The organism is Corynebacterium sp. MSK158 (assembly GCF_030229085.1).
Classification (GTDB): Bacteria; Actinomycetota; Actinomycetes; order Mycobacteriales; family Mycobacteriaceae; genus Corynebacterium.
Genome location: NZ_JASPHJ010000005.1, coordinates 127,192 through 143,040, shown reverse-complemented (window position 1 = coordinate 143,040; position 15,849 = coordinate 127,192). Strand labels below are relative to the sequence as shown.

Genomic DNA, 15,849 nt, shown 5'->3' with positions numbered 1-15,849 from the left:
GGTAACTTACCGGAAACCGCCGCGGAATTTCTCCATGTCGCGGCGTTCCTTCTTCGTCGGCCGGCCAGCACCGCGCGGGCGCACGGGAACCGACGGCATAAACTCCTTGGGCGGCGGCGGTGGCGCATGGTCCGTATAGCAGGTGCGCGCGACGGGCGCGCCGACCCGCTTGGCGACGGTCGCTAAAACCTCGAGGTCATGCTCGTGGTGGTTGCGCCATACGCGCACGCGGTCGCCCGGCACCACCTGTTGGGAAGGCTTGACGGCCTCGCCATTGATCTTTACGTGCCCGGCGCGCACGGCGGTCGCGGCCGCAGACCGGGTTTTAAACATGCGAACGGCCCACACCCAGGCATCGATCCTGACGGGGCGGCCGCTAGGTTGCGGTGCCGGCATCTAGTACTGGTTGTGGTTCTCGTTGACGATTTTCTGGATCTTCAGCCAGTTATAGCCGCCACCTGCAACGGCAACGATGGCACCAATTAGCATCCAGGCCCAGAAGTTAACCGAAAGCACGCCGAGCACTACGCCCACACCGAGGCCGCCGGCCACGCATACGACGGCGTTGCGGGAGTGCTTGCGCACCTGCTGCTTGCGCTGCGCAATGGGGTTATTCGGTCGTTGCTGCATACTCATGGTCAGGATCCTACCTCAACCCACGCGCTGCCGGCCTCTGCCGCCTCGAGCTGGCCCTGCGAGATCGCTGCCAGCGTTGCTTCCAGCTCGTCCAGCCCGCCTGGGTGCACGGCCACGGTAAAGGTGACCGCGGCCGCATAGGCGGTATCGGTTATCTCATAACCGCGCCCGCGCAGGTCCGCCTCTACCCGCCCGGCCGTCGCATGCGGGCACTCCACGGCATAAAGCTCCCGGCGCGCCCTGGTTACCGCGCGCACCTTCTCCATGGCCTCGCTGACCGCACCGCCATAGGCATGCACCAACCCGCCGGCGCCCAGCTTGATGCCGCCGAAGTAGCGCACGATCACCGCGCACACATCGAGCATGCCGGAGCCCTTCACCACATCCAGCATCGGTTTTCCGGCCGTACCGGAGGGCTCGCCGTCATCGGAAGAGCGCTCCACCGGGTTCGCACCATCAACGTGATAGACGTAGGCGGAACAGTGGTGGCGGGCGTCGGGAAAGCGGCTGCGGGCGGCGTCGATAAACGCGCGGGCCTCTTCCTCATTAGTGACGCGACCAATCAAGGTAATAAACCGGGACCGCTTAATTTCAATTTCGTGTTCAACCTGGCCTACTGGGCGACGATAAGAATCCTGCATTAGGCCACGAGGAATTCATACTCGGGGGTGCCGGGCTTGAGGTACTGCACCGAAATCTTGGATTCTCCCATGCGCTCTAGCAGGCCCTCGAGATCTTCGGCACGGCTAAGCTGCAGGCCCACCAGCGCGGCGCCCGTCTCGCGGTTATTGCGTTTGAGGTACTCAAAAAGCGTGATGTCATCGGTCGGGCCCAGAATCTCGTGCAAGAAATGGCGCAACTGGCCCGGCTCCTGCGGGAAATTCACCAAGAAATAATGCTTCAGGCCGCGGTGGACCAGGGAGCGTTCCATGATTTCGGCGTAGCGCAGCACATCGTTATTGCCGCCGGAAATTACGCACACCACCGTTGAGCCTGGTTCCAGGTCCAATTGGTGCAAGCCCGCCACCGACAGTGCGCCGGCTGGTTCCGCAATGATGCCCTCATTTTGATACAGGTTGAGCAGGTCCGTGCACACCGCGCCCTCGGATACGGTGTCGAAGATCAGGCGCTCGCGATTGGCTTCCAAGATCTCATAGGGCAGTGCGCCAAGGCGCTTGACGGCCGCGCCATCCACGAAGGGGTCGACCTCCTCGAGCGTGACTGGGCCGCCGTGGTCAAACGCCGCTCTTAGCGACGCCGCCCCTTCCGGCTCCATACCCACCACCCGGGTCTGCGGCGCCATATCCGCCACGTAGGAGGTGATGCCAGAAATCAGGCCGCCGCCTCCCACAGGAACGACGACGGTATCGAGCGACTTGCCCTTGGCTGAAAGCTGTGCCACAACCTCCGCCGCGACGGTGCCTTGTCCGGTGATGGTGTCGCGGGCGTCGAAGGGCTCGATGAAGGTGGCGTCGCGCTCGGCAGCGTCGGCATGCGCGGCGGCTGCTGCCTCATCGAAGTTGGCGCCGACCACCACCAGTTCCACCTGGTCGCCGCCGTGGACCAGGATGCGGTCGCGCTTTTGCATCGGCGTGGGTTCCGGCACGAAAATCTTGCCGGCAATGCCCATCGTGCGGCAGGCATAGGCCACGCCCTGCGCATGATTGCCGGCCGACGCCGTAACAATTCCCCGGCCGCGCTCTTCCTGGGGAACATTCGACATACCGTTTAATGCGCCGCGAATCTTATAGGAACGCACGTCCTGCAGATCCTCCCGCTTGAGATAGACCTCGCAGCCCGTCTCGGCCGACAGCCGGGCGCAGTACTGCAGCGGAGTCGGGGCGATTTCCGAGCTAATCCGCGCCTGCGCCTGCTGGATATCGGATGCATGGATGGTCGAATCAGTCATGTCTTGACAGTCTACCCATTCACTGGAAATTCACTGTCCTTTAGTTGCACCGTTACCTCCATCAGCAATAGTGGACATAACCACAAGAAAGGAAAATTTATGCTCAAGCGCATCTCTCTCTGCGTTACCTCCTCGCTCGTCCTCGCCTGTGCCCCGACCGCACACGCCTACATCGTGGATAACGTGCTGGAACACTCCGCCCCCAACGCCGCACTACAGCTGACCCCCATCGGTTCCCATGAATCCGGCGTCCTGGGCAAATCCGCCGCCGAAATCGTCGCCTACCACGCTGCGTCCCAGCGCATCCTCACCGTCAATGCGCGCTCCGGCGAGGTCGATATCCTCGACGCCTCCGATCCCACCCAGCCGCGCAAGATCGGCGCCCTCTCCGCCGGCGGGGACAAGGAAATCAACTCCGTGGCCGTGCGCCCCGATGGCCTAGCCGTCGCCGCGGTACAGCAGGCGGACAAAACCGACAACGGCGAGGCGCTGTTCTTCAATGCCGAAACCGGCGAGGAGCTTGGGCGCGTAGGCGTTGGCGCCCTGCCCGACAACGTGCACCTCACTGCCGACGGCCGCCACGCACTGGTTGCCAACGAAGGCGAGCCTTCCGACGCACTCAACGCCGAGGGCACCGCCTACCTCAAGGACCCAGAGGGCTCCATTTCCGTCATCAGCTTGCCTGAGGGCGTCGCGGCGCCCGCGCTTAGCGACGTCCACACGGCCGACTTCACCGCCTTTGATACCGCCGACCTCGACCCTTCGATCCGTGTCTTCGGCCCCTCCGAGCACCATAACCTGCCCTCGCGGGACTTCGAGACGGAATACATTTCCTCCGCGGGCGGCAAGGCCTATGCCACGCTGCAGGAAAACAACGCCATCGCGATCATCGATATCGAGTCCGCCACCGTAGAAAAGGTCCTCCCCGCTCATATCGCAGACCACTCCCAGGTACCGCTGGATCCGTCCAACAAGGATGACGCCGCGGAGCTGCGCACCATCCCGGTCAAGGGCCTTTCCATGCCGGACTCCATCGGTGCCTTCGAGGCAGAGGGCCAGACCTATTTCGCCACCGCCAACGAAGGCGATGCTCGCGAGTGGGGAGGCTATACCGACGAAGTAGAGCTCAAGGACCTAGTAAAGGACGGCAAGGTCTGCGACGGCCTCGAGCTCCCCGAGGGCATTGAGGATAAGAAGTTTGCCGGCAACCTCAAGCTCACCAACGCTTCTGGCTGGAACGAAGAAAAGGAGTGTTTTGACGGCCTGTATTCCTATGGCTCGCGCTCCTTTAGCATCTACGACGCCGAGGGCAACGTCGTCTTCGACTCCGGCTCGGACTTTGAGAACATCACCAAGGATATGCCCGGCCTTAACTTCAACGCCGATAACGAGGATCCGGATTTCGATGACCGCTCCGATAACAAGGGACCAGAGCCGGAAGCCTTGACCATCGGCAAGGTTGGCGATCGCACCTACGCCTTCATCGGCGCGGAGCGCGTGGGCGGCATCTTTGTCTACGACGTAACCACCCCCGCCGAGGCACAGTTTGTCACCTACGTCAATAATCGCGATTTTTCCGTTGGCTACGACGAGGACGATGTTGCTGCCACCACCCAGGCCGGCGATCTCGGACCAGAGGGCCTGGCCTTCGTTCCCGCTGCAGATTCCCCTACCGATGACGCGCTCCTCATCGCCGGCAACGAGGTATCCAGCACCACCACCGTGTTCTCCGTCAAGGACCTGCTTGCCGACGCCCCCGATGACACCGATTCCCCCTCCACGTCTGCGGGTTCCACTGGAACCAGCAACGGCAGCGTCGCTGCCGGCGTGGGCATCGTGGCCGGTTTGGTAGGTCTTGGCGCCCTGATTGGCGGGGCGCTGGGATTCCTGCCGAAGACCGTCGACGAGTTCTATGCGCTGTTGCCGGCGCAGGTGCGCAAGCTTTTGCCATAGACCTTCCGGGATTTACCTGCTAGATTATTTGAGGCTAATACCTCTCACTCTAAAAGAGAACCATGCGCAACCGTCTCAGCATTTCGCTCGTCGCCGCCACCGCCGTGGCAGCGGGCCTCGTTGCACCAGCTACCGCTTCTGCCGCAGAAGATAAGGCGAAGGAGATTTCGGCTGAATGCCAGGCCGAGGTCGATAAGGCGAAGGAAGAACACCTCAAGAAGATCGAGAGCGGCGAGCTCGGATCTTCCGCCCGCACCCCGCAGGAGCTCATGCAGGGCCTGGCCAACGGCTACGGCTCCTCCGGAATGCCAAAGGAGCCGGACTGCGTAGCCCAGGAAGCAGAGGAGCACCAGATCGAGGCACTCAAGCGCCTGCCTATCTGGGGTTCTTCCTCCCCGGAGGAGTTCCTCGAGGTCATGAGCTGGGTTACCGTGGCTGCCAGCCTCGTTGCTGCGCTGCTGCAGGCCTTCACCATGGTTGCCAAGGTGAACCCGGCTGTGCTGGAGCCGATGAAGAATGTCCTCAAGCAGCTGGGCGTGCGCTTCTAAGCACTGAATACTTGAGCCGCTCCGGAGCTCCGGAGCGGCTTTATGCGTTTTAGAAGAGTTCTCGGGTAGCAATCTCCGCGCCCTCGACCAAGGACTGCAGCTTCGCCCAAGCAATCTGGGGGTGCAGGCGGCCGCCCAAGCCGCAGTCGGTCGACGCAATGACGTTTTCTGGGCCGACTACCTCAGCGAATTGGATGATGCGATCGGCCACAAGGCGCGGATGCTCTACCGCGTTGGTGGAGTGCGAGACCACGCCCGGGTAAATCACGGTGCCTTCCGGCAGCGCGTGGTCCTGCCACACGCGCCACTCATGCGCGTGGCGCGGCGAAGCGGCCTCGAAGGAGAATCCGCCGACCTCGGCACGCAGGATTTCCTCGACGATATCCGCAAAGGGCACGTCGGTAACGTGCGGACCGTGCCACGAGCCCCAGCAGATATGCAGGCGCGTTTGTTCCTTGGGCAGGCCGGCAATGGAATCATTGAGGACGTCGATGCGCTCGCGAATAAAACCGCGGAAGTCCTCGACCGACGGCTCCGGGTTGATTTGGTCCCAAGCCTCGGCCAGGTCGGGTGCGTCGAATTGCACAATAAGCCCAGCATCGGTGATGGCCTGGTATTCGGTGCGCATGGCACGGCCGACGTCGGCAAGCAGCTCATGCTCATCGTCGTAGTAGCGGTTGGTCAGGCGCGCTGCCGAGCCGGGCGAAAGGGCGGCGATGAAGCCGGGGGTGCCGGTTGGGAGGGCGTCGGCAAGCAGGCGGACATCGGCGGCAACCTCGTCCTGGCCGATGTAGGTTACAGGGCCGGTGAACTCTGGGTTCGCCACCTTGGCGCGGCCGGTAAAGATGCCAGAATCCGGATCATTATAGGCCTCCGAGAACAACGCGCGGTCGCGGCGATCAATAAACGACGTCAGCCGCGGCTCACCCGGCTTAGATCGCACCACCTCGGCCGATTCCCAGCGGTCGGTATCCGTCATCGTCAGCCCGCCCAGGCGGCTAAACGAATAGTTCCACCACGCGCCATAATCCACCGCGCCAGAGGTGATATGGCCGTACTCGCCCTCGTTAATGATATCGAGGCCGAGATCGAGCTGCCGCTTGACGACGTCCGCCACCGCAGCCTCCAAAATCCCCTGAAACTCCGCGGCCGGCAGCTCCCCGCGCTGCAGGTTGGCTTCCAACAGCTCCGGGGTGCGCGGCAGCGAGCCGACGTGGGTGGTACGAATCTTGTTAACCATCAGGTTTCCTCCATCGATATAGACTGTGCTGTCTAGATTAGTGGAGGGCGCCTGCCGCCGCCGAGTTTAAATTCAGCCTAAAATGCCCGCGCCCATGGTGGCCTTAAGGTCGCCCATGAGGTTGCCGGATCGCTCCACGCGCAGGTGGTCGCCGAGGATCATGGTGGTGGACTCGGAGCCGTCGACAAGCTCGAGGTACACGTCTGACTCGCCCTGGTTTTTGAGCAGGACCTGCTTGAGCCGGGCAATGTTTTCCATGGTGCACTGATCCGTGCGCAAAGTCAGGCGCAGCGGCAGGCCGGCGCCACCGCCAGGACCGAGGTCTGGGACGCGGATATCAGAGCAGAACAGGGAGCGACGCTCATCGCGCACCTTGACGTTCACGCGCGCGAGGATGATATTGTCCTCCACAATCTGCGGGGCGACGAGCGAGTACACCTTGTTGAATACCAGGATTTCCACCTGCGCGCCGTTGTGGTCTTCCACCGTGACAATGGCCCACGGCGAACCATCACGCTTAGAGAAGCGGCGGTCCACGCCCGAAATGATGCCGCCGATGATGAGCTCTTGGCCGTTATGGACCTCGTCGTTGAGGATCTTGGTCAGTGGGGTATCCGTCTGCGCGGCCAGCGCCTCCTCGAAGCCATCGAGCGGGTGGCCGGAAACGTAAAGGCCCAGCATCTCGCGCTCGAGGGCAAGTTCGTGTTTACGATCCCAGTTGTCTTCTGGAATATCCAAGGCAAAGGCGTTGGAGGCCGCATCGTCCTCTCCCCCGCCAATTCCAGCGAAGAGATCGAACTGTCCCTTATCCGCGGCCTTCTTGGTGGTTTGCACCGCGTCAACAGCGTCCTCGTGGATGAGCATGAGGCCCTTGCGCGGGTGGTTCAAGTCATCGAAGGCGCCGGCCTTAATGAGCGCTTCTGTCACGCGCTTGGTGCAGGCGGCGAGCTCGATCTTGTCCAGGTAATCGCTAAAGGAGGTAAACGCGCCCTTGTCGTGGCGGGATTTGATGATGGATTCCACCACTTCCGAGCCAACGTTGCGGATAGCGCCCATGCCGAAGCGGATATCCTCTCCCACCGCCTGGAAGTCCTCTTCGGACTCATTGACGGACGGCGGCAGCACCTTGATGCCCAGGTGGCGGCAGTCCGACAGGTAAATGGCGGACTTATCCTTTTTATCGCCCACCGAGGTCAACAGCGCGGCCATGTACTCCGGTGCATAGTAGGCCTTGAGGTAGGCCGTCCAGAAGGACACCAAGCCGTAGCCCGCGGCGTGGGACTTATTAAACGCGTAGGACGCGAAGGGCTCGATGGTGCCCCACAGCGCATCCATGGCGGACTTGGAGTAGCCGTTTTCTTGCATACCGCCCCAGAACTTGTCGTACTGCTGCGCCAGCACTTCCGGCTTCTTCTTACCCATCGCCTTACGGAAACCATCTGCCTCGCCGGCCGTGTAGTTGGCGACCTTCTGCGAGATACGCATGATCTGCTCCTGATAGACGATGAGGCCGTAGGTCTCATCCAGGATTTCCTTGAGCGGCTCTTCCAACTCCGGGTGAATTGGAGTGATTTCCTTACGGCCGTTCTTGCGGTCCGCGTAGTCCCAGTGGGCGTTCACGCCCATCGGGCCCGGGCGGTAGAGCGCAAGGGAGGCCACAATATCCTTAAAGCCGGTCGGCTTCATGCGCTTGAGCAGCTCCTGCATGCCGCCGGAGTCGAGCTGGAAAACGCCCAGCGTATCGCCGCGCGAGAGCAGGTCATAGACCTTGGAGACCTTGGGGTCGTCAGCATGCAGCTGCTCTAGGTGGATTTCTTCGCCGCGGTTGCGCTTGATGTTTTCAATCGCATCGCCGATAACGGTGAGGTTGCGCAGGCCCAAAAAGTCCATCTTCAGCAGGCCGATGGCCTCGCAGGCCGGGTAATCCCAGCCGGTGATATAAGCGCCGTCGGCCGGGCGCTTCCACATGGGGATGTGGTCCATGAGGCGAACCGAGGCCATAATCACCGCACAGGCGTGCACGCCTGCCTGCCTGACGACGCCCTCCAAACCCCGCGCCGTGTCATAAATCTTCTTCACATCTGGGTCGGATTCCACCATCTGGCGGACCTCGGCGGCCTCGGAGTAGCGCTCGTGGTCTGGGTCCGTGATGCCCTTGAGTGGAATGTCCTTGGCCATGATGGCAGGCGGCAGCGCGCCGTTGATGCGGTCGGCCATCTGGAAGCCGGGCTGGCCAAAGTGCACCTTGGCCGAGTCCTTAATGGCCTGCTTGGTCTTCACCGTGCCGAAGGTAATCACCTGCGCCACCTTGTCCTCACCCCAGCGCTCGGCCGCATAGGTAATCATTTCGCCGCGACGGCGGTCATCGAAGTCGATATCGATATCGGGTGCGGACGGGCGTTCTGGGTTCAAGAATCGCTCGAAGAGGAGATCGTGTTCCAGCGGGTCGATATTGGTAATAGTCAGCGCGTAGGCGACGAGCGCGCCGGCCGCCGAGCCACGGCCCGGCCCCACACGAATGCCCACGGAGCGCGCGTGCTTAATGAGCTCGGCCACGATGAGGAAGTAGGACGGGTAGCCTTTCATCTCGATAACAGAGATCTCATACTTGGCGCGCTCGATATACTCCTCCGGAACATCACGGCCGGGGAAGCGCGCTTGCAGGCCCTCCATCACCTCATGGGTGAGCCAGGAGGTTGGGGTGTGACCCTCGGGGACGTCGGCAATAGGCATGCGATCGTGGGTGTGTTCTTCCCAGATTTCGCCGTAGTCTTGCACGCGCTCGGCAATCCACAGGGTGTTATCGCAGCCGTCTGGAATCATATCGTCCCAGGTCTCGCGCATCTGCGCGGCCGACTTAATGTAGTAGCCGGTGCCGCCGAACTTGAAGCGGTCCGGGTCCATGAAAGTTTTGCCAGTCTGCACGCACAGCATCGCCTCGTGCGCAGGCGCCTGGGACTCCAACACGTAGTGGCAGTCATTGGTCACCAGCGGCGGCAAGTCCAGCTTGCGTCCGATTTCTAGCAGGCCATCGCGCGTGCGCTTTTCGATGTCCAGCCCATGGTCCATCAACTCCAAAAAGAAGTTGTCCTTGCCGTAGATGTCCTGCCACATGGCCGCGGCCTCCAGCGCCTCGTTGAACTGGCCGAGGCGCAGACGGGTCTGGACATCGCCAGAAGGGCAACCGGTGGTGGCGATGATGCCGTCGGCATGCTCGGCGATGAGCTCGGCGTCCATGCGCGGCCACTTGCCCAACTGACCCTCGTAGGAAGCAAGCGAGGACAAGGTAAAGAGATTGCGCAGGCCGGTGGCATTCTCCGCAATCATAGTTTGGTGGAGGTAGGCACCGGACGCGGAGACGTCGTCGCGCTTTTGGTCCGGCGTGCCCCACAGCACGCGCTTTTTGTTGAAGCGGGATTCGGGCGCCATATACGCCTCGATGCCGATGATGGGCTTGACGCCGGCGCCGGTCATGCGGCGGTAGAAGGCATCAGAGCCATACATATTGCCGTGGTCGGTCATGCCGACGGCCGGCATTTCTTGGCGGACCACCTCGTCTGCCAGCATATCGACCTTGGCCATGCCGTCCAGCATGGAAAACTCGGTGTGGTTGTGCAGGTGGACGAAGGAGGAGTTTTTGGCCATGCGGCTCATCATAGCGGGGCGGTCAAAATGGGCTATTATTTTGTGATGCTCTACACTCTCGCCGCCTATATCATGTGGGGATTTTTCCCCGCGTTCTTCCCTCTCCTTCTGCCGGCCTCACCGCTGGAAATCTTGGCTCACCGCGTGTTGTGGACCGCGGTGTTAGTCACCGGATTTTTGCTCCTCGGCGGCCGGTGGCGCGAAATGGCGCGCATGGACAAGCGCACGTGGGGTTGGCTTGCGGCCGCAGGTGTATTCATCACGGTCAATTGGGGCACCTACGTGGTGGCGATTAATAGCAACCACGTGGCCGATGCGGCGCTGGGGTATTTCATCAATCCCTTGGTGTCGGTCGCCCTCGGCATGGTGTTTTTGAAAGAGCGGCTGCGGCCGTGGCAAGCCGGCGCGGTGGGCGTTGCGGCCTTCGCGGTGCTGTATTTGACGTTCTTTACCGGCCAGGCGCCGTATATTTCGCTGCTCTTGGCCTTCAGCTTCGGCTTTTATGGGCTGCTCAAAAAGCAGGTTCGGGTGTCCTCGGCCGTCTCGGTCGCAGCGGAGGCGCTCGTGATGTCACCGCTGGCGGTGGGATACATCCTGTGGCTAGAAACAAGCGGCCAAGGCACGTTCGCCAGCGAGGGCGTCGGCCACGCGCTGCTTTTGGTCAGCGCCGGCTTGATTACCGCGCTGCCGCTACTCTGCTTTGCGGAGGGCGCACGAACGCTGCGCTTATCGACGATCGGCATGCTCCAATACCTCGCCCCCATCATGCAGATGCTGTGGGCTCTCTTTGTCACCCACGAGCACTTTTCAACGCACCGCTGGATCGGCTTCGGCATCATCGGCGTGGCGGTGGCTATTTACGTCGCCGACTTAGTGCGCATGGCTAGGAGCGCCTAAGTTCCTCGCGAGCGGCACGGGCGCGGCGACGCGCCGCCTGTTCCTCTTCTGCCCGCAGCGCCCAGCGCGGCATCACCACGACGAGGAAACTGCCATAGGCACATACGATCCCGGAAAACACCAGCTTCATCGAGGTGCCGCCGGTGACAAGGCCGATTAAAAGCGCGATGCCGGAAACCACCACCGCGACCCACGCGGCGATATAGGCAAACTTGTAGTTGGGCATCCACTGCGAAAAGGACTGCTGTGAGGACATGGGTCTAGCCTACGCGGTGGTCGTATTCGTGGGCCCGGTATCGACAAGATCCGGTGGGGGCGGATCCCAGGGGTTGACCCAGCGCACGCCGCGGGCGGTGCGCTCGAAGCGGCCATTGCGCGGCGGGCCGGTGCGATGGTCATCATTGCGGCCGTTGTGATAGGCGCAGGCGGTGGTGAGGTTCTTCGCATTGGTCCACCCGCCGCCAGCCCAGCTGAAAATGTGGTGGACCTGGCACTCATCGGCAGGCTTATTACATCCCTTGACCGGGCAGGAGGGATTTTCCGCCGCGGCCATCATAAACTGCTTCCAGGTAGCCCCACGGCGCATGCGGTACAGGTTCACTGGGCCCTCTACGGGGTGGAGCAGGGTGACAAACCCCTCCTCAGCAAGCGCGCGCTGGGCCAATTCGGAGCCCGTAATCTGCGCGCCATTGGTCATGGTCAACACCACATCGTCGCTGCCATGGGCCACGCCAACCAACTTATCCAGCGGCACCACAACGTTGGTGCGCACGGTTGCGGCGGCGCCGGTACCGGTGCGGAAGAGAGAGGCGACGTCGGCAAGCGAGCCGGCATGCTGGTGGAGTTCTGCAATCAGCGCAGAAGGGCCAGTGATAGACAGAGTCCACGGCTTTCCGGCGGCGCGGCGGCGCAACCGCACCCCCGGCTTGGGTTCGCGCGGAGCGCGCATCTCGCGCAGCTTTTTGCGAGCACGCCTTTCCATCTCCCGCGTATCGCACGCGATATGGGTGAGCTCGGCGCGCAGGGCCCAGGCGCGGGCTTGCGTGGGCGCGCGCCGGGCATGCTTTTCGATGACCTCCAGCGTCGGCAGCGAATGCCGGTTGCGGCGGGCCCCGTCCACCGCGCGGCGTTGGCGGCGGCGAAAGTTGGTGGTGCCGAAGTAGACCTGCGCGAGCTGTGCTACAGATTCTGCTGCAGCATCGGGCATGCCAGCAGCGGTAAGGTCCGCGGCGGAGGCATCGGCGGCCTCGGCGAGGATATCCATCGCCGAGTTGAGTGCCGCAATATAGGCCCGAATGTGTTCCATGCCCTAGATGCTAAAAGCGCTGGGCGGCCACCGCGCGCCATAGGGCCCAGGAGGGCGATATTAGCTGGGAGGGCGGATGGCGAAGCTGCCCCAGGCGGCGTCCGCGGGTGCGGGTTCGACGGCGGCGACGGAGGGAGTGGAGGCGACGTCGGCAAGCTGGGCGCCCGACCCCCACACCACTGCCGCGCTCACCGCGGTGGGACGCTGGCCATAGGACGCATCGATGCGGTCGAAAGCGCGTTGGATGACCGCGGCCCGGTCCTCGCCGGCGGTGGGTTCGGGCACGTCGATGGGGGCGGTGGAACCGATAAGGATGGCGTCCATGCGCGGGGCCGCGGCAACGGCGGCCGCGGCGGCTACGGGCGGCAGGTCCTCCTCAAAGGTGACAAGGGCGTAGGCAGGCGCGTCTGGAATGTCGCTGCCGGATACGCGCGCAATATACTCCGCGCGCGTCTCGCCATCCGGACCGAGCTGATCGCCTTGTACTTGCGAAGAAGCCTGGGTCCCTAGGGCGCCAAAAAGCGCGAGCGCGGCCAAGAAAAGCACCGCAAGCACCGCCAGGGCCGCTAGCCGACGCCGCCGGTAGACCTTCCTCATCCCCGCAGAACCTCCAAGGCGTGCTCGAGATCGGCCGGGTACGGCGCTTCAATCTCGAACCACTTGCCGGTGCCGGGGTGAGTAAAGCCGAGTTTTACCGCGTGCAGCCACTGGCGCTTAAGCCCAAGGCGCTTAGCTAGGTTCGGATCCGAGCCGTACATCGGATCGCCCACGCACGGGTGGCCGGTGGCGGACATATGCACGCGGATCTGGTGGGTGCGGCCGGTCTCTAGGTGCACCTCGATGAGGCTGGCCTCGCGGAAGGCCTCGATGAGGCTGTAATGGGTGACGGCCGCTTTGCCGTCGTCAAGCACGGCGAATTTCCAGCCCGACTTGGGGTGACGGCCGATAGGCGCATCGACGGTGCCCTCGATGGGATCCGGCAGGCCCTGCACCACGGCGTGGTAGGTCTTTTTTACGCTGCGGTACTTAAAAGCATGCTTGAGCGCGGAATAAGCGCGCTCCGAAGAAGCCACGACCATCACGCCAGACGTGCCCACATCGAGGCGGTGCACGATGCCCTGGCGCTCGGTCGGCCCGGACGAAGCCACTGTATAACCGGCCGCGCGCAGCCCGCCAATCACCGTCGGCCCGTCCCAGCCCACACTGGGGTGCGCGGCCACGCCCACCGGCTTATGCACGCAGATAATATCGGCATCGCTGTAGAGCACGTCCATGCCCTCGACCAGCTCTTCGCGCGGCAGCAACGGCTTTTCTGGCTCCGGCAAAAGCACCGAGACCACGTTGCCGGAGGTCAACCGCTCGGACTTGCCCAGCTCCTGGGAATCGATGGTCACGTTGCCCTCGGCGCACAGCTGCGCGGTGGCGCTGCGGGAAAGGCCAAGGAGCTTGGCTAGGGCGGCGTCGGCACGCATTCCTTCTAGGCCTTCAGGAATGGGGAAGCTGCGCATCTGCCTATTCATGCTCGGCCTTCCTTTCCTCCAGCACCATGGCGATGATGAAGAGCACCACGCCGCAGGTAATGGCCGCGTCCGCAATATTGAACACGGCGAAAGAGCCGACCGAAATATAGTCCACCACGTGCCCAAACCAGAAGCCGGGGGCTCGGAAGATGCGGTCAGCGAAATTACCCAACGCGCCACCGGCGATAAGCGCTAGGCCCACCGCCTGGCCGGAGTGGGTAATGCGCGGGGCGGCAACGGCCACGCCGAGCACAAAGACCAGCTGGATGGTGGTAAAAAGCCACGTCGATCCCTCCCCGCCCATGGAAAAGGCGGCGCCAGGGTTAAAAAGCAGGGTAAACCGGAACCAGTCCCCCATGACCGGCAGGGGCTCGCCCTCTGTAAGGATGGAGAGCATTACTTGCTTCACGGCTTGGTCCACCAGCGCCACGGCGATGACGACCGCGGCGATAAGTCCTGTCTTGCTCCTTCGTTTTTGACTCACCCGCTCTATTCTAAACGGGAGCGTCCGGTATTTTGGTAAGCGTGTTTCGAGTCAAAGTTTTTGCAGCCCTGACCACAGCCGCCGTGGCGCTTACGGCGTGTTCCTATGAGAAGCCGGGCCCCGCGGTAGAACAGCCCGTGGGCCTGACTATCGACGCCCCTCGCGTCACCGTGGACAATCCCGGCACCGGGGAGAAAAAGCTCCTGGAATACCGCGATATCGACTCCACGCAGGACGTGAACTACCGCGTTACCGAGGGTTTTTCGCAGGACCTGCTCAAAAAGTCAGCGGCCGAGAAGTTTCGGGCTTCCGACGTCGAATCCACCACCACTACGCTGCCGCTATCGGCCAAGGTAGATAAGGCTAGCAAGGACGTTGAAGATCAGCTGCCGGCCACCCGCAATGCCTTTGTCACTGCCGGTGCGCCGGAAACTTCTGGCGACACCGACGTCTCTTCGGCCGAGGGATTCCAATTTGGCTGGCGTGGCCAAGACAATGGCCAGATGAATTCGCTGCGCTTGGCCGCGCCCCAGGACGCCACGGATGAAGCCCGTGGCTCTGTCGAACAGGCGATTATGAAGCTGACGGCCCTACCCGTGGTTTTCCCCACCGAGGAGGTAGGCACGGGAGCGAGCTGGACGGTGGATTCGCGCGTTACCGGCGAGTCCACCCTGCTGCAGACCACGCGCTATACGGTCGCTTCCATCGAGGGCGACCAGGTCAAGCTCAACGTAGAGGTAGAACAGCGGCCGTCGCTAGGCGCGCTGTCCTTTGAGGGCCAGGCCCAGGGCACGGAGTTGGAGGACAAGGAGCTCAAGGTTGTGGACTCCAGCACCCAGTCCAAGGGCAACATCACGGTAGACCTGAGCAAACCGCTGCCCGTGGGCGGTGACGTGTCTTTCGACACGAAGGTCATTTATGGCGCCGCCGGCTCGGAGCTGCGCGTGGTGCAGTCGAGCCTGACGGAGCTGAACTTTTCCTAGTTACTCGGCCGGGGCTTCTACGGGAGCCTCAGCTGGCGCCTGCTCGGCGCCGGCCGCGGGGGCGTCGCCTTCGGCAGGAGCTGCATCGCCCTCGGCCGGTGCCGGGGCGGGTGCAGAGGCACCGGCGCCGGTATCCGCGCACATCTCCGGAACCTGCTCTGGCGGCACGGTGTTTTGGATGAGCGTGCAAGCCCAGGCCTTGGAAAGCTTCCAGGTGCCATCTTCGTAGACGAACTCCACCTGGTCAGCGGTCTGCTGCTGACCGTCAGCGGTGGTGAAGTTCACGGTGGTCAGCACGGACTGCGGGTCATAGCCCGGAAGCACAGGATCGACGACCTCGAACTCGGCACCGGATTCCGCCTTGGACTGTGCCATGGTGTCAAAGATTTCCGGTGCGGTCTCGCCGCCCTGCACGGTGGCGGTCTTTTCCTGCTCAGAAGCGTTCGGATCCGTGGCCTTGGCCAAGATGGCGTTGAGATCTGCCGGGGACGGCAGCGCTGGGGCAGCGGAATCGCCGTCAGAAGAGGCAGATTCCTGAGCCTCGGTGTTGGTGCTGGCGGTATCGTCCTGCTCATCGTCGGAAGAGCAGGCGGCCAGGGCGGTGGCCGCGGTCAGTGCGAGGCACGCGGCGCTAAACTTGCGGAATTTCACTTCTAACTCCTCACGTCTGGGTTCTAAACTCCCATCAGTTTACAGCTGCACCAGCTTTTTCCGGGCTGCGCCCGCCG

Annotated in this window: 16 protein-coding genes; 4 read left to right on the top strand and 12 right to left on the bottom strand. The window is 62.7% G+C overall.

Annotation, left to right across the window (positions count from 1 at the left end; translation table 11 throughout):
- Positions 1-6: 6 nt before the first annotated feature.
- Genes QP915_RS05875 through ilvA form a run of 4 tightly spaced genes read right to left on the bottom strand, consistent with a single transcriptional unit; the run spans position 7 to position 2,545 of the window.
- Positions 7-396, bottom strand: a complete 390-nt coding sequence (locus tag QP915_RS05875) for an RNA-binding S4 domain-containing protein (RefSeq protein ID WP_023021235.1) — start codon at positions 394-396, stop codon at positions 7-9.
- Positions 397-636, bottom strand: coding sequence for a hypothetical protein (locus tag QP915_RS05870; RefSeq protein ID WP_049377606.1), 240 nt, complete (start codon positions 634-636; stop codon positions 397-399).
- Between the two features lie 2 nt (positions 637-638).
- Positions 639-1,277 carry a YigZ family protein gene (locus QP915_RS05865; RefSeq protein ID WP_284768566.1) on the bottom strand — a complete coding sequence of 213 codons (639 nt, stop codon included), beginning with the start codon at positions 1,275-1,277 and terminating at the stop codon, positions 639-641.
- Entirely contained in the window at positions 1,277-2,545 is a 1,269-nt protein-coding gene (gene ilvA, locus QP915_RS05860) for a threonine ammonia-lyase IlvA (RefSeq protein WP_284768565.1), read from the bottom strand. Before ilvA ends, QP915_RS05865 begins: the two co-directional genes overlap by 1 nt.
- A 99-nt stretch (positions 2,546-2,644) precedes the next feature.
- Between ilvA and QP915_RS05855 the strand changes: the two genes are divergently transcribed.
- Entirely contained in the window at positions 2,645-4,498 is a 1,854-nt protein-coding gene (locus tag QP915_RS05855) for a choice-of-anchor I family protein (RefSeq protein WP_284768564.1), read from the top strand.
- A gap of 62 nt (positions 4,499-4,560) precedes the next feature.
- Complete coding sequence (locus tag QP915_RS05850) at positions 4,561-5,046, top strand: hypothetical protein (protein ID WP_284768563.1); 486 nt, start codon at positions 4,561-4,563, stop codon at positions 5,044-5,046.
- Positions 5,047-5,095: 49 nt separating this feature from the next.
- On the opposite strand, the gene QP915_RS05845 is transcribed toward QP915_RS05850, so the two are convergent.
- Together QP915_RS05845 and dnaE are read right to left on the bottom strand one after the other, a co-directional pair.
- Positions 5,096-6,286 (bottom strand): cobalamin-independent methionine synthase II family protein, encoded by a 1,191-nt coding sequence (locus QP915_RS05845; protein ID WP_284768562.1) that lies wholly within the window; start codon positions 6,284-6,286, stop codon positions 5,096-5,098.
- 72 nt (positions 6,287-6,358) lie between these two features.
- Positions 6,359-9,931, bottom strand: coding sequence for a DNA polymerase III subunit alpha (gene dnaE / locus QP915_RS05840; RefSeq protein ID WP_239277363.1), 3,573 nt, complete (start codon positions 9,929-9,931; stop codon positions 6,359-6,361).
- A 27-nt stretch (positions 9,932-9,958) separates the two neighbouring features.
- Here dnaE and rarD point away from each other — a divergent pair, with 27 nt between their 5' ends.
- The gene (rarD, locus tag QP915_RS05835; protein WP_284768561.1) at positions 9,959-10,828 is read left to right on the top strand and encodes an EamA family transporter RarD; all 870 of its coding nucleotides are present in this window, start codon (positions 9,959-9,961) and stop codon (positions 10,826-10,828) included.
- Here the strand turns inward: rarD and QP915_RS05830 are convergent.
- The 5 genes from QP915_RS05830 to lspA are packed head-to-tail and all read right to left on the bottom strand — an operon-like array spanning position 10,815 to position 14,138.
- Positions 10,815-11,084, bottom strand: a complete 270-nt coding sequence (locus tag QP915_RS05830) for a permease (protein ID WP_284768560.1) — start codon at positions 11,082-11,084, stop codon at positions 10,815-10,817. The genes rarD and QP915_RS05830 overlap by 14 nt on opposite strands.
- 9 nt (positions 11,085-11,093) lie before the next feature.
- Positions 11,094-12,134 (bottom strand): HNH endonuclease signature motif containing protein, encoded by a 1,041-nt coding sequence (locus tag QP915_RS05825; RefSeq protein ID WP_284768559.1) that lies wholly within the window; start codon positions 12,132-12,134, stop codon positions 11,094-11,096.
- A gap of 60 nt (positions 12,135-12,194) precedes the next feature.
- Entirely contained in the window at positions 12,195-12,731 is a 537-nt protein-coding gene (locus tag QP915_RS05820) for a hypothetical protein (RefSeq protein WP_284768558.1), read from the bottom strand.
- On the bottom strand, positions 12,728-13,654 hold the full coding sequence (locus QP915_RS05815) for an RluA family pseudouridine synthase (RefSeq protein ID WP_239278933.1): 927 nt from the start codon (positions 13,652-13,654) through the stop codon (positions 12,728-12,730). The genes QP915_RS05820 and QP915_RS05815 overlap by 4 nt, the downstream gene beginning before the upstream one ends.
- A complete protein-coding gene (gene lspA / locus QP915_RS05810) occupies positions 13,647-14,138 on the bottom strand; it encodes a signal peptidase II (RefSeq protein WP_370633366.1) in 492 nt (163 codons plus the stop codon). The genes QP915_RS05815 and lspA overlap by 8 nt, the downstream gene beginning before the upstream one ends.
- A gap of 41 nt (positions 14,139-14,179) precedes the next feature.
- On the opposite strand from lspA, the gene QP915_RS05805 reads away from it, so the two are divergent.
- Positions 14,180-15,121 carry a hypothetical protein gene (locus QP915_RS05805; protein ID WP_284768557.1) on the top strand — a complete coding sequence of 314 codons (942 nt, stop codon included), beginning with the start codon at positions 14,180-14,182 and terminating at the stop codon, positions 15,119-15,121.
- Here the strand turns inward: QP915_RS05805 and QP915_RS05800 are convergent, their stop codons facing one another.
- The gene (locus QP915_RS05800) at positions 15,122-15,772 is read right to left on the bottom strand and encodes a WKL family lipoprotein (RefSeq protein WP_284768556.1); all 651 of its coding nucleotides are present in this window, start codon (positions 15,770-15,772) and stop codon (positions 15,122-15,124) included.
- Positions 15,773-15,849 lie beyond the last annotated feature (77 nt).